Consider the following 13,442-nt stretch of genomic DNA (forward strand, 5'->3'; position numbering starts at 1 on the left):
ACATGCTGTGGGTGATGCCCTCGATGGCGTCCTGGATGGGGTGGGCGAAGTCGTAGAGCGGGTAGATGCACCAGGCGTCACCCTGGCGGTGGTGGTGGGCCCGCACGATGCGGTAGATGGCCGGGTCGCGCATGTTCATGTTGGGGCTGGCCATGTCGATCTTGGCCCGCAGGGTGCGGCTGCCGTCGGCGAATTCGCCGGCGCGCATGCGGCGGAAAAGGTCCAGGTTCTCCTCCACCGAACGCTCGCGCCAGGGGCTGGGCCGGCCCGGCTCGGTCAGCGTGCCCCGGTACTCCTGCATCTGTTCGCGGGAGAGGTCGCACACGTAGGCCTTGCCCTCCTTGATGAGCTGCTCGGCGTACTGGTAGCACTGCTCGAAATAATCGCTGCCGTAGTAGATGCCGCCGTTGGGGATGGCGCCCAGCCAGCGCAGGTCCTCCTCGATGCTCTTGACGTATTCGTCGTCCTCCCGCACGGGGTTGGTGTCGTCATAGCGCAGGTTGAACTTGCCGCCGTAGGCGGTGGCGATGCCCCAGTTGATCCAGATGGCCTTGGCGCTGCCGATGTGCAGATAGCCGTTGGGCTCCGGCGGGAAACGGGTGTGGATCTCTTTCACCCGGCCTTCGGCCAGGTCCGCGTCGATGATCTCGGTGAGAAAATTGCTGGGCTTTTCCATGGGCTTGCCCCTCCTCGAAAACTGTCCGAACGCCGGCAGGGCCGCCGGCGTTTCATTATCTGTACCATTTTACAGGATTTTTTCTTCGATTGCAACATAAAACCGCCGCCCGCGCCCGCGGGGTTTGACAAAAAAGGGGGATGTATGATACTTTATTACAGATACTGGGGCAGTGGGCGGTTTTGGCGCGTTTCGCGCCCGGCCCGCCCCCCGACACAAAGAAAGCGGGTCGTGCATCCTATGCATCACAAACCAAGATTCCTCACAAAAGATTTTGCCGTTTACGCGCTGCTTTTGAACCTGGGCCTGTTCTTCTCGGCGGCGGGCATCCACCTGTTCAAAACCCCCAACCACTTCGCCATGGGCGGCACCAGCGGCGTGTCCATCATCCTGGCGAGCCTGTTCCCCGGCCTCAACGTGGGCGGCGCGCTGTTCATCATCAACGCGGCGCTGGTGGCGCTGGGCCTTGTGTTCCTGGGCGCAAAAACCATGGGCGTGACCATCTATTCCTCCTTTGCCCTGTCCGCCTTCGTTTCGGCGCTGGAAAAGGCGTACCCCATGCCCCGCCCCTTCACCGACGACACCATGCTGGAGCTGTGCTTTGCGGTGGTCCTGCCCGCCGTGGGCAGCGCCATCGTGTTCAACGTGGGCGCCTCCACCGGCGGCACCGACATCGTGGCCATGATCCTCTCCAAATACACCGGCCTCGAGGTGGGGCGTGCGCTGCTGGTGTCCGACCTGGCCATCGCCGTGTGGGCGGGCGGGATCTACGGCGTCGCCACCGGCCTGTACTGCATGCTGGGCACCTTTGCCAAGGCCTTTGTGGTGGACAGCATGATCGAGGGCTTCAACCAGCGCAAGGTCATCACCGTCATCACCTCCCGCCCCGAGGACCTGAAGGCCTTTATCCTGGAAAAGCTGAACCGCAGCGCCACGGTCTACACCGCCCGCGGCGCCTACACCGGCAAGGAGGAACAGGTGTTCACCACCGTGCTCACCCGGCGGCAGGCGGTGGCCCTGCGCAACCATCTGCGCCGGGCGGACCCCACCGCCTTTCTCACCATCGTCAATTCCTCCGAGATCGTGGGCAAGGGGTTCCGTTCGCTGTGAGGAAGCTGGCAACATCCCCCGGATTCAAACATTTTTCAAATTTGTCTGTTATAATCAAACTGTTTTGCTGTTTTCGCGTCCTCGCCACGGGGCAGGGCGCGTCTTATCAAAGAAAGAGGAGATCAAATGCGCGTTGGTCTGGACATTGGTTCCACTACCATCAAATGTGTGGTTCTGAACGACGCGGACGAGGTGATCTTTGACACCTACGAGCGCCACGGAAGCCACATCACCGAAAAAGCAAAGGAAATTCTGGAGCAGGTGCACACCCGGCTGGGCGGGCGCCCCGCCTGGCTTGCCATCTCCGGCTCGGCGGGCATGGGCCTGGCCGGAAGCTGCGGCGTGCCCTTCGTGCAGGAGGTGTTCGCCACCCGCGTGGCGGCAAAGCGCCTCGCGCCGGGCACCGACGTCATCATCGAGCTGGGGGGCGAGGACGCCAAGATCCTCTTCCTCACCGGCGGCACCGAGGTGCGCATGAACGGCAGCTGCGCCGGCGGCACCGGGGCCTTCATCGACCAGATGGCCACCCTGCTGAAGATGAGCCCGGAGGAGCTGAACGCCGCCGCGGCCACCGCCAAACGCACCTACACCATCGCCAGCCGCTGCGGCGTGTTCGCCAAGAGCGACATCCAGCCCCTCATCAACCAGGGCGCGGCGGCGGGGGACATCGCCGCCTCCATCTACGGCGCGGTGGTCAACCAGACCATCGCCGGCCTGGCCCAGGGGCGGGCCATCAAGGGCAACATTCTGTATCTGGGCGGGCCGCTCACCTTCAACAGCGTGCTGCGCCAGACCTTTGACAAAACCCTGGGGGTCGCGGGCCTGTGCCCCGAACACAGCCTGCACTTCGTGGCGCTGGGCGCGGCCTTCTATGCCGACAAGCAGTTCAACCTGGCCCAGGTGGCCCAGGCGGTGGAACACAACGCCGCCGCCGGCAATTGGGCCAGCGAGCCGCCCCTGTTTGCCTCGAAGGAGGAATACGAGGCCTTCCATGCGAGGCACCTGAAAGCCAGCGTGCCCCATGTGCCCTTTGCCGCCGGCTGCGGCCCGGTGCACATCGGCATCGACTCCGGCTCCACCACCGTGAAGCTGGCGGTCATCGACCAGGACGCGAACCTTCTGTTCACCAGCTACCAGCCGAACCTGGGCAACCCGGTGCCGCTGGTAAAGGAAGTGCTGCAAAAGCTCTACGCCGACCATCCGGGCCTGGAGGTGGCCAGCGTCACCACCACCGGCTATGGCGAAGCCCTCATCCAGCACGCCTTTAACGCCGACGCCGGCGTGGTGGAGACGGTGGCCCATTTCACCGCCGCCCGCCACTTTCTGCCCGAGGTGGACTTCATCATCGACATCGGCGGCCAGGATATGAAGTGCTTCAAGATCGAGGACGGGGCCATCAGCGACATCTTCCTCAACGAGGCCTGCTCCTCCGGCTGCGGCAGCTTTTTGCAGACCTTCGCCGAGGCGCTGGGCTACGACGTGAAGGAGTTCGCGGCCCTGGGCCTCTTTGCCGACCGCCCGGTGGACCTGGGCAGCCGCTGCACCGTGTTCATGAACTCCAGCGTCAAGCAGGCCCAGAAGGACGGCGCGTCCATCCAGAACATCTCGGCGGGCCTGTCCATCAGCGTGGTCAAGAACGCCCTGTATAAAGTCATCCGCGCCTCCAGCCCCGAGGAGCTGGGCCGCCACATCGTGGTGCAGGGCGGCACCTTCTACAACGAGGCGGTGCTGCGCGCCTTTGAAAAGGAGATGGGCGTGGAGGTCATCCGGCCGGACATCGCCGGCCTGATGGGCGCCTTCGGCGCGGCGCTCCACGGCCGCGCCACCGCAAAACCCGGCCAGAGGAGCACCGTGCTGGGCCCTGAGGAGCTGGCGGCGTTCAGCCAGACCACCCGCACCGTGCAGTGCGGCGGCTGCACCAACCACTGCCAGCTCACCATCAACACCTTCGCCGGCGGGCGGCGGCTCATCAGCGGCAACCGCTGCGAGCACCCGGTGAGCGGCGGGGCCGCCGGCGGCGACGATTCCCTCAACCTCTACCGTTACAAGCAGAACCTGCTGGCGGGCTACAAGCCGGTGGAGGGTCCCCGGGGCCGCATCGGCATCCCCCTGTGCCTGAACATGTACGAGCTGCTGCCCTTCTGGCACGCCTTCTTCACCTCCCTGGGCTTTGCCGTCGTCACCAGCCCTGCTTCCGACCGGGCGCTTTATACCGCCGGCCAGGCCAGCATCCCCAGCGACACGGTGTGCTTCCCCGCAAAACTTGCCCACGGCCACATCAAGGCCCTCAGCGAGATGGGTGTGGACGCCATCTTCTACCCCTGCATGAGCTACAACATCGACGAGCGCCTGGGCGACAACCACTACAACTGCCCGGTGGTGGCCTACTACCCCGAAGTGCTGGAGGTCAACTGCCCCGAGCTGGCTTCCATCCCCTTCATCGACGACTTCGTGGGCCTGCACCGCCCGGCGGATTTTAAAAACAAAATGTATTTTATTCTCAAAAAATACTTTAAGGGCATTGATAAGGAAGAGGTTGCAAAAGCCGCCGACCTGGGCTATGCCGAATACCGCGGCCACATGCAGCGCCTGCGGGACAAGGGCGCCCAGATCATCCAAAGCGCCCGGGCGGCGGGCAAGCGCATCATCGTGCTGGCGGGGCGGCCCTACCATGTGGACCCGGAGGTCAACCACGGCATCGACGGCCTGATCTGCCGGCACGGCGCGGCGGTCGTCACCGAGGACAGCGTGGCCTGGCACATGGAGAAATTTCCCACCACCGTGCTCAACCAGTGGACCTACCACTCCCGGCTTTACGCCGCGGCCAAATACTGCACCACCCAGCCGGACATGGACCTGGTGCAGCTGGTGAGCTTCGGCTGCGGGGTGGACGCCATCACCACCGACGAGACCCGCAGCATCCTGCAGGCGGGGGGCAAGCTGTACACCCAGCTGAAGATCGACGAGATCACCAACCTCGGCGCGGTGAACATCCGCCTGCGCAGCCTCTTCGCCGCGCTGGACGAAAAGCAAAGAAAGGGGGAATGAGACGATGGAGAACGCACTGAATTACCCGCGCTTTACGCCCCAAATGAAAAAGACCCACACCATCCTCATCCCCAACATGGCCCCGGTGCAGTTCACCCTGCTGCAGGCGGCGCTGGAAAAGGAGGGCTACCGCACCGAGATCTTGGGCAACTGCGGCAGCCAGGTGGCCCAGCTGGGCCTGAAATACGTCCACAACGACACCTGCTACCCGGCGCTGCTGGTCATCGGCCAGTTCCTGGACGCCTTAAACAGCGGCAAGTACGACCTGGACCACACCGCCCTGCTCATCACCCAGACGGGCGGCGGCTGCCGGGCCTCCAACTACATCCACCTTCTGCGCAAGGCGCTGGACCGCGCGGGCTACGGCCGCATCCCGGTGGCCAGCCTGAACTTCTCCGGCCTTGAGAAGGACTCGGGCTTCCAGATGACCCTGCCCCTTCTGCGCATGGCGCTGGCGGCCATCGTCTACGGCGACCTTTTGATGGCCCTGCGCAACCAGACCGCCCCTTATGAAAAGGAAAAAGGCGCGGCCGCGGCCCTCACCGACCGGTGGCTGGGCCGCCTGCGGGAGGATTTCCTCAATGGCCGGAACATCTCGGCGGGCGCGATGAAAAAGCTGTTCCCCGCCATCGCCGCCGACTACGCCGCCATTCCCGTGGAGCGGACGCCCAAGGTGAAGGTGGGCGTCGTGGGCGAAATCTACGTCAAGTATTCGCCTCTGGGCAACAACCGGCTGGAGGAATTTTTGGCAAGCGAAGGGTGCGAGGTGAACCTGCCGGGCCTTTTGGGCTTCGTGCAGTACTGCATCAGCAACATGGGCGACACCGTGCGCTTCTATGGCGGCTCCAGGGCCGCCGTCTGGGGCTCGGAGGCGCTGCTGAAGTATATGGACGGCATCGAGCGGGCGGCGGGCGCCGCCATGAAGGCGGCGGGCTTCCACGCCCCCGCGCCCTTTTTGGAACTGCGCACCATGGCCGACGGCATCATCAGCCGGGGCAACAAGATGGGCGAGGGCTGGCTGCTCACCGCCGAGATGGTGGAGCTGGTCACCAGCGGCTACGAGAACATCGTCTGCGCCCAGCCCTTTGGCTGCCTGCCCAACCACATCTGCGGCAAGGGCATGATCAGCCGCATCCGGGCCATCTACCCCACCGCCAACATCACCCCCATCGACTATGACCCCAGCGCCACGCCGGTGAACCAGGAGAACCGCATCAAACTGATGCTCAGCGTGGCCAAGGAGCGGCTGGACGAAGCCGCCGCCCCCGCCGCCCCCTCGCTGGCCGAACCGGTGGCCGCGGGCGAAAAGGCCGTGCCGGCCTATCTGTAAAATAACTTTGGAGCGGGGCGGGCGTTTTGTCCGCCCCGTGCCGTGAGAGGAACGAGAGACAAATGGCCCAGCTGATCGTATTTGACATGGAGTGGAACATGGGTTACGCGCCCAAGACCTTCCGTTACCAGGGCGCGGAGCAGACCTTGCGGGGCGAGATCATCCAGATCGGCGCGGCAAAGGTGGAAGGCGGCCAGATCACCGGCACCTTCACCGTGACCATGCGGCCCAGAATTTTCCCCAAGCTCCACCACCATGTGGCCAAGGTCACCGGCCTGACCCAGAAGGACCTGGCGGCGGGGGTGCCCGTGGCCGAGGGCCTGCGCCGCTTCATGGACTGGTGCGGCCCCGACGCGGCGCTGGGCGAGTGGGGCCAGGACGATGTGCCGGTGCTCAAGCAGAACCTGGTGCTGGCGGGGCTGGACGAAAGCTGGCCCCACACCTGGTACGACCTGCAGCGGGCCTTCCTCAGCCAGCGGCCCCGGGCCGAGGGGGAGAGCATGACGCTGGAGAGCGTGGTGGAGCGCCTGGGCATCGAGAAGGACGAGGCCTTCCACGACGCGCTGGCCGACGCGGTCTACACCGCGAAGGTGTGCGCCTTCATCGACCTGGACAAGGCCCTGGCGGAGTATCCCGGCGAGGAGGAGCAGCTGCGGGCCCTCACCTGCCCGGAGGGCAGCCGCCGCCGCGACTTCACCCTCTGGCGGGGCTGCGCCGACGGCGAAGCGTGGCTCACCGATGAGGCCATGCGCCGGGCGGTGTGCCCCGAGTGCGGCGCGCCCCTCGCCCCCAACGAGGGGGACTGGTGGCTGCGCAAGGGAAACAACAGCCTGTATTCCATGGGCCGCTGCGCCGCCCACGGCCCGGTGCTCATCTGGCTGCGGCGGATGCGCTCGGACGGGCTGCACCACACCTTCGCCCGGGCCACCGAGCCGGCGGACGAGGCCCAGGCCGCCCGCTGGGAGAAGGACAAGAAGGCCGCCATCGCCCGGGCCAAGCGCCGTGCGGAAAAGGAGGCGGCCCAGGCCGCCGAGCGGGTGAAAAACGCGGGGCGGTGATGATAATGGCAAAAAAGGGAGCGGCCCGCGGGCCGCTCCCTTTTTCTTTGGGCTCACACATAGAACAGCATGGTGCTGTAGCTGGGCAGGGGCCAATAGTCCCGGCCGCAGATGCCCTCCGCCGCGTCGGCGGCGGCCCGCAGGGCCTGCATGGCGGGCAGCACCTGGTCGTGGTAGGCTTTGGCCTCCGCCAGCGCGTCGGTCATGGCCTCGGCGGCCTCCACCTGGGCTTCCAGGCGGTCGGCGGCGTCGCTCATGGCGTCGGTGTAGTTGGTCAGCTGGCGCAGGGCCTTCTCCTCCGCCTTGCAGCTGATGCCGGGGCAGGCGGCCTTCTTGGCGGCGATGCCGTTGGCCAGGCCGGTCATGTAGGCGCAGGCGGCGGGCACCAGCTGGCGGCGGGTCATCTCCATCATGGTGCCGGCCTCGATGTGGCGCACCTTGGCGTAGTTTTCCAGCTTCACCTCGTAGCGGCTGCGGGCCTCGGTCTCGCTGAGCACGCCCATCATGCGGAACAGCTCCAGGTTTTTGGGGGCGATCATGGCCTCCAATGCGTCGGAGGCGGCGGGGGTGGAGCCAAGGCCGCGGCGGGCGGCCTCCTCCTCCCACTCCTTGGAGTAGCCGTTGCCGTTGAAGATGACCCGCTTGTGGTCTCGGATGGTGCGCTTGACCAGCGCGATGACGGCGGTGTCGAAGTCTTCGGCCTGCTCCAGCTCGTCGGCATAGCCCTTCAGCTCCTTGGCCACCGCCGTGTTCAGCACGGTGTTCGCGTCGGACATGTTGGCGGAGGAGCCGGGCATGCGGAACTCGAACTTGTTGCCGGTGAAGGCGAAGGGGCTGGTGCGGTTGCGGTCGGTGGTGTCTTTCGCGAACTTGGGCAGCACGTCCACGCCCAGGTCGATCTTGGCGGCCTCGGGGGCCACGTACCGGCTGTCGGAGGCGATGGCGTCCAGGATGGCGGCCAGGTCGTCGCCCACGAACACCGACACGATGGCCGGCGGCGCCTCGTTGCCGCCCAGGCGGTGCTCGTTGCCCGCCGAGGCGATGCACATGCGAAGCAGGTCCTGATACTCGTCCACCGCGCGGATGACGGCGGCGAAGAAGATGAGGAACTGGAGGTTATCCATGGGGGTGTCGCCGGGGTCCAGCAGGTTCATGCCGGGGGCGCTCAGCGACCAGTTGTTGTGCTTGCCGGAGCCGTTGACCCCCTCAAAGGGCTTTTCGTGCAGCAGGCACACAAGGCCGTGCTTCGGGGCCAGCCGGCGCATGAATTCCATGGTCAGCAGGTTGTGGTCCACCGCCACGTTGCAGCGGTCGAAGAGGGGGGCCAGCTCGTGCTGGGCGGGGGCCACCTCGTTGTGCTTGGTCTTTGCGCCCACGCCCAGCTTCCACAGCTCCTCGTCCAGCTCGTGCATGAAGGCGCTCACCTCCGGGCGCAGCGCGCCGAAGTAGTGCTCCTCCAGTTCCTGGCCCTTGGCGGGGGCCGCGCCGAAGAGGGTGCGGCCGGTGAGGATGAGGTCCTCCCGCTGCTCGTAGTGCTCTTTTTTGATGAGGAAATACTCCTGCTCCAGCCCCACGGTCACGTCCACATGGGCGATGTCCTTGCCGAACAGCTTCAAAATGCGGCAGGCCTGGTCGCTCACCGCCTTCATGCTGCGCAGAAGGGGCGTTTTTTCGTCCAGCGCCTCCCCCGTCCAGCTGCAAAAAGCGGTGGGGATGCACAAAGTGCCGTCCTTCACAAAGGCGTAGCTGGTGGGGTCCCAGGTGGTGTAGCCCCTGGCCTCGGCGGTGGCCCGCAGGCCGCCGGAGGGGAAGCTGGAAGCGTCCGACTCGCCCCGCACCAGCTCCTTGCCGGAAAACTCCATGATGGCGGTGCCGTCCTTCATGGGGCTGATGAAGCTGTCGTGCTTTTCGCTGGTGATGCCGGTGAGGGACTGGAACCAGTGGGTGTAGTGGGTGGCGCCCTTCTCGATGGCCCAGTCCCGCATGAAGCTGGCCACCACGTTGGCCAGCTCGATGTCCAGGGGCTGGCCCTTCTGCAGGGTGGCCTTGAGGCTCCTGTAGGTGGCGGCGGGCAGCCGCTCTTTCATCACATGCTCGTTGAACACCAGCGAGCCGTACACTTCCTTCGGATTCGGATGGGGCATGGTCGGTTCCTCCCTGCCGCGGCGCGGCAAAACTTATGTGATGAATTATACGGCGGCGCGGCGGGCGCTGTCAACGGTTTTGCCGCCCTCACACCACCTGGAAGAGATAGAATTTAAGGTAGTTCGTCTCCTCCACGTTCCACAGAATGGGGTGGTCGGGGGCCTGCTGGCGGGCCTCGATCTGCCGCAGCTGCCGCCCGGCGTCCCGCGCCGCCTCGGCCAGCATGGCCTCGAACATGGCGGGGGTGGCAAAGTGGCTGCAGCTGGCGGTGGCCAGGATGCCGCCCCTTGGCAGCAGCTTCATGGCCCGGTAGTTGATCTCCTTGTAGCCCCGCATGGCGTTTGCCGCCGTTTTGCGGGCCTTGGTGAAGGCGGGCGGGTCCAGGATGATGAAGTCGTAACCGTGCCTGCCCTCCAGGGAAGGCAGCAGGTCGAACACGTCGGCGCAGACGAAGTCCATCCGGCCTTCCAGGCCGTTGAGGATTGCGTTTTGGCGGGCCATCTCCACCGCCGCCCCGCTCACGTCCACCGCCGTCACATGCTCGGCCCCGCCGAAAGCGGCGTTCAAAGCAAAGCTGCCGGTGTGGGTGAAGCAGTCCAGCACCCGGCGGCCTTTTGCCAGCTGGGCCACCCGGCGGCGGTTGAGCTTCTGGTCCAGGAAAAAGCCGGTCTTCTGCCCGTTCTCCACGTCCACATGGTAGCGCACGCCGTTTTCAGTGATGATGGTCTCGGCCTTCTCCGGGTGGCAAAGGCCCGGCGCCTCCAGCCAGCCCTTGCCCTGGGCCAGGCCCTCTTTTTCCCGCAGGCTGGCGTCGTTGCGCAGAAAAACCCCCTGAATGGTCTCGCCGTCGGCGGCCAGCGTCTCCACCAGCAGCCGGGCCAGCATCTCGCGGCGCTTTTCCATGCCGTAGGAGAGGATCTGCACCGACAGGAGGGGCCCGAAGCGATCCACCGTCAGGCCGGGCAGGCCGTCCGCCTCGCCGAACACCACCCGGCAGCAGGCAAGGTCCTCCGGCGGGTAGACGGCCTTGCGGTAGGCCCAGGCGTACTGGATGCGCCGCCGCCAGAAATCTTCGTCGAAGCGGTCGTTGGCGTTGCGGCTCAAAAGCCGGACTCTGATCTTGCTGGCCTCGCTGAGCAGGCCGCTGCCCAGATACCGCCCCTTGCGGCTGAGCACGTCCACCACCGCGCCGTTTTCCGGCGGCGGGGCGGGGGCGGCGGCGATCTCGTCGGCGTAGACCCAGGGGTGGCCTTTCAGGATGGCGGCCTCGGCCTTGGGGGTGACGGTGTAGGCGGGATAGCATCGTTCAGCTTTCATAACAAGGGCTCCCTCATATCGGTTGAAAACCGGTTATAATAATGGTACCATTTCAGTATAGCGGCTCGCGGGGCCCACGGCAAGGGCACGGGCCGGAAAAGGAGACGCAAAACCATGGAAATAGAACGCAAATGGCTGGTGAAAGACTGGCCCCGGGGCCTGGAACCGGTGCGCACCCTGCGCATGCGCCAGGGCTACATCGCCCTGCGGCCCACCGTGCGCATCCGGGAGGAGGCGGACGAGGCGGGCGTGGAATATATCCTCTGCTTCAAGGGCAAGGCGGGGCCGGGGGGGCTTTCCCGCACCGAGATCGAAACGCCCATCGAGCGGGGGCTGTTCCTTCAGCTGGAGGAACTCATCGGCAAGCCCCTCATCCACAAGGAACAGCGCCGCTACCCCCTGGCGGGCGGCCTCACCCTGGAGGTGAACCGGGTGGACGCGGGCATGGCCACCGAGTTTTTCTACGCCGAGGTGGAGTTTGCCTCGGAGGCCCAGGCCCTTGCCTGGAAGCCCGGCGCGCTGCGGGAGTATCTCGGCCGGGAGGTCACCGGCGAGAAGGGCCGGAGCATGGCCGACTACTGGGCAAAGACGAGAGGCGAGGGCTGAACCGCCCGCCCATGACAAAACCGCTCCGCGCAGCGCGGGGCGGTTTTTGCCGCCCGAAACAGGCACCCTTTTCCCCCTTTCTGTATACAGTGGAGGAAAAGGGGGTCGAGGGAGTTGCACCGGATCGCGGCGGCTGTATGGATGGACCTTGTGCCCTGCCTGTGCACGGCGCTGGGCGCGGGGACGGTGTTTTTGACCGGGCGGCGCACTGCCGGCCCGGGGCGGGGGGCCATGGGGCTTTCGGCGGGCATCATGCTGGGGGCGGGGCTGTTCGGCCTGCTGCTGCCCGCCGCGGAAGAGGGCGGCTGGCCGGCGGCGCTGGCGGGCTTTTTTGCGGGCGCGGCGGCGTTGGCGGCGCTGGGGCCGCTGGCCGGGCGCGTCACCCGGAAGAAAGGCGCGGCGGGCCTTGTGCTGGCCAGCGCCTTCTACAACCTGCCCCAGGGCATGGCGGCGGGCCTTGCCGGGGCGCTGGCCGCTTCGGGGGAGGGGGCGGGGGCCGCGGGGGCCCTCGCTTTCAGCCTGGGGCTGGGAGTGCAGAACTTCCCCGAGGGCGCGGCCGTCAGCCTGCCGCTGCGGGCGGCGGGGGCCTCCCGGCGGGCGGCCTTCGCGGCGGGGGCGGCCAGCGGCCTGGTGGAGCTGGCGGGGGCGGCGCTGGCGGGGGCGCTGGCGGTGCGGCTTGCGCCGGCGCTGCCCTGGCTGATGGGCGCGGCGGCGGGCACCATGGCCCTCACGGTGGCCCGGCAGCTGGCCCCCGCCGCCCGGGGCGAAGGGGGCCGGGGGGCGGCGTGCGCCGCTCTGGGCTTCGGGGGCATGCTGGCATTGAGCGCCCTGCTGGGATGAAAAACGGGGGCCGCGTTCCGAAAAGAACGCGGCCCATTCTTTTTTCTTCGGCGGGTGGGGGGCTTAAAGATTCATTTCATCCACGATGGCGGCGGGCTTTGCGGTCATTTCCACCCAAGCCGGAACAAAGCCGCATTTGACGGCATTCCTGGCTGACCGTATGTTTGACCAGGCCGCGCAATAAAACGGCACTTTGTTCCGGTTCAGGATCTCCCTTGCCAGCGCGCTCGTCAGCGCAGAGGCAATGCCCCGCCGCCTGTATTCCGGCAGAACATCCACGCCGATCTGCCACATCTCTTCGCAATCCGCGGAACAGGCGGCCAACCCGACCAGCGCGCTCCCATCGTATGCGCCGGCTCCAAGCACATCCAGATGCCTGCGCTCTTTGCAAAGCGCATTGCTCCATTCCGGCAGATACAGCCCTTCAAAATCTTCCGGCTCCAGCAGGCGCGTTTCGTAAGCGCAGGAAAGGAGCGGCATCCTGCCTGCGTCTGGCAGATAATATTCCGCCATAAAGCATATTTTATGCCCTTTTTCGGCCAGGCGTTCATTCAGCCAGTGCATATTCGGCGTTTCAAAACAGTGGTAAAACTCAAACTTCCCGATGTACTCGCGCACCAGAGCAAACGTCTCGCAGATTGAAGCGGCCACGACATTATTCCCATAGGAAACAAGGCTGCAGGTGATGGGCCGTTTCAAATATTTCCGGGCGTTCTTTCCCATTTTTAAAGGCACGGCCACATTTCTGCCTGCCGCGAGATCCGCCTCGCGGCATCCCAGGTCCTCTGCGGACTGCCTCATGGCGATTTCAAGCATTTCACGATTCGTCATAAGCCTGCTCCGATCCTTCAAGACGCTTTCGGCATTGCACGGGATATGCACAAACCAGGCGCGCCGCCTCGTTGTGAAACGGCGCCCCGGCTTATTTGGCATCCATGCCTGCGAACCGTCCGGCCCCGGCAGCGCCCGGCGCTTCCTTGCCGGCGCACGCCGGGAACGCCGCGCTCCGCTTTTTTTGCCTTTCATCACCGCTCTGCGGCGGCGAAGAGGGCCCCCAGGTCGGCGAAGAGGTCGTGGGGCAGCATGCCGTACTGGCCCAGGCGCTTCGCGCACTGGTCCGCCGCCGCCCCGTGCAGCCACACGCCGCACACCGCCGCGTCCAGGGGCGGAAGGCCCTGGGCCGCAAGGCCGGCGATCATGCCTGCAAGGATGTCCCCGCTGCCGCCCCGGGAAAGGCCGGGGTTCCCGGTGGGGTTCACGAACACTCCGCCCTGCGGCCCCGCCCCGAGCGTGCGGGGGCCTTTCAGCACCA

At 65.9% G+C, this 13,442-nt stretch carries 11 protein-coding genes; 6 read left to right on the forward strand and 5 right to left on the reverse strand.

Features of this window, described 5'->3' with window-relative positions; all coding sequences use genetic code 11:
• Positions 1 to 676, reverse strand: a 676-nt coding sequence (locus ACH2AT_RS09100; protein ID WP_394965397.1) for a glutamate--tRNA ligase family protein, incomplete at its 3' end; no start/stop codon positions are given.
• Positions 677 to 916: 240 nt separating this feature from the next.
• On the opposite strand from ACH2AT_RS09100, the gene ACH2AT_RS09105 reads away from it, so the two are divergent.
• From ACH2AT_RS09105 to ACH2AT_RS09120, 4 genes are all read left to right on the forward strand, one after another.
• Entirely contained in the window at positions 917 to 1,786 is an 870-nt protein-coding gene (locus ACH2AT_RS09105) for a YitT family protein (protein WP_394965399.1), read from the forward strand.
• Positions 1,787 to 1,912: 126 nt separating this feature from the next.
• On the forward strand, positions 1,913 to 4,834 hold the full coding sequence (locus tag ACH2AT_RS09110) for an acyl-CoA dehydratase activase (RefSeq protein ID WP_394965401.1): 2,922 nt from the start codon (positions 1,913 to 1,915) through the stop codon (positions 4,832 to 4,834).
• Positions 4,835 to 4,838: 4 nt separating this feature from the next.
• A complete protein-coding gene (locus ACH2AT_RS09115) occupies positions 4,839 to 6,164 on the forward strand; it encodes a 2-hydroxyglutaryl-CoA dehydratase (protein WP_394965403.1) in 1,326 nt (441 codons plus the stop codon).
• Positions 6,165 to 6,226: 62 nt separating this feature from the next.
• A complete protein-coding gene (locus ACH2AT_RS09120; RefSeq protein ID WP_394965405.1) occupies positions 6,227 to 7,222 on the forward strand; it encodes an exonuclease domain-containing protein in 996 nt (331 codons plus the stop codon).
• Between the two features lie 53 nt (positions 7,223 to 7,275).
• Here ACH2AT_RS09120 and ACH2AT_RS09125 read toward each other — a convergent pair whose 3' ends face one another.
• A complete protein-coding gene (locus ACH2AT_RS09125) occupies positions 7,276 to 9,366 on the reverse strand; it encodes a glutamine synthetase III (protein ID WP_394965407.1) in 2,091 nt (696 codons plus the stop codon).
• A gap of 88 nt (positions 9,367 to 9,454) precedes the next feature.
• Positions 9,455 to 10,684: a class I SAM-dependent rRNA methyltransferase gene (locus ACH2AT_RS09130; protein ID WP_394965409.1), complete on the reverse strand. Its 1,230-nt coding sequence runs from the start codon at positions 10,682 to 10,684 to the stop codon at positions 9,455 to 9,457.
• A gap of 114 nt (positions 10,685 to 10,798) precedes the next feature.
• On the opposite strand from ACH2AT_RS09130, the gene ACH2AT_RS09135 reads away from it, so the two are divergent.
• A complete protein-coding gene (locus ACH2AT_RS09135) occupies positions 10,799 to 11,290 on the forward strand; it encodes a hypothetical protein (protein WP_394965411.1) in 492 nt (163 codons plus the stop codon).
• A gap of 114 nt (positions 11,291 to 11,404) precedes the next feature.
• On the forward strand, positions 11,405 to 12,130 hold the full coding sequence (locus ACH2AT_RS09140; RefSeq protein WP_394965413.1) for a ZIP family metal transporter: 726 nt from the start codon (positions 11,405 to 11,407) through the stop codon (positions 12,128 to 12,130).
• A gap of 63 nt (positions 12,131 to 12,193) precedes the next feature.
• Here ACH2AT_RS09140 and ACH2AT_RS09145 read toward each other — a convergent pair whose 3' ends face one another.
• Positions 12,194 to 12,961 (reverse strand): GNAT family N-acetyltransferase, encoded by a 768-nt coding sequence (locus ACH2AT_RS09145; RefSeq protein ID WP_394965415.1) that lies wholly within the window; start codon positions 12,959 to 12,961, stop codon positions 12,194 to 12,196.
• Positions 12,962 to 13,155: 194 nt separating this feature from the next.
• A partial coding sequence (locus ACH2AT_RS09150) for an NAD(P)H-hydrate dehydratase (protein WP_394965417.1) occupies positions 13,156 to 13,442 on the reverse strand: 287 nt, incomplete at its 5' end.

Origin of the sequence: Candidatus Allofournierella excrementigallinarum (assembly GCF_944388085.1) — a bacterium.
Classification (GTDB): domain Bacteria; phylum Bacillota; class Clostridia; order Oscillospirales; family Ruminococcaceae; genus Allofournierella_A; species Allofournierella_A excrementigallinarum.

What these genes read in the sequence shown, in the direction of transcription:
- ACH2AT_RS09105 (WP_394965399.1), top strand. Translation starts at nt 917, where the DNA reads ATGCATCACAAACCAAGATTCCTCACAAAAGATTTTGCCGTTTACGCG.
- ACH2AT_RS09110 (WP_394965401.1), top strand. Translation starts at nt 1,913, where the DNA reads ATGCGCGTTGGTCTGGACATTGGTTCCACTACCATCAAATGTGTGGTT.
- ACH2AT_RS09115 (WP_394965403.1), top strand. Translation starts at nt 4,839, where the DNA reads ATGGAGAACGCACTGAATTACCCGCGCTTTACGCCCCAAATGAAAAAG.
- ACH2AT_RS09120 (WP_394965405.1), top strand. Translation starts at nt 6,227, where the DNA reads ATGGCCCAGCTGATCGTATTTGACATGGAGTGGAACATGGGTTACGCG.
- ACH2AT_RS09125 (WP_394965407.1), bottom strand. Translation starts at nt 9,366, where the DNA reads ATGCCCCATCCGAATCCGAAGGAAGTGTACGGCTCGCTGGTGTTCAAC.
- ACH2AT_RS09130 (WP_394965409.1), bottom strand. Translation starts at nt 10,684, where the DNA reads ATGAAAGCTGAACGATGCTATCCCGCCTACACCGTCACCCCCAAGGCC.
- ACH2AT_RS09135 (WP_394965411.1), top strand. Translation starts at nt 10,799, where the DNA reads ATGGAAATAGAACGCAAATGGCTGGTGAAAGACTGGCCCCGGGGCCTG.
- ACH2AT_RS09145 (WP_394965415.1), bottom strand. Translation starts at nt 12,961, where the DNA reads ATGACGAATCGTGAAATGCTTGAAATCGCCATGAGGCAGTCCGCAGAG.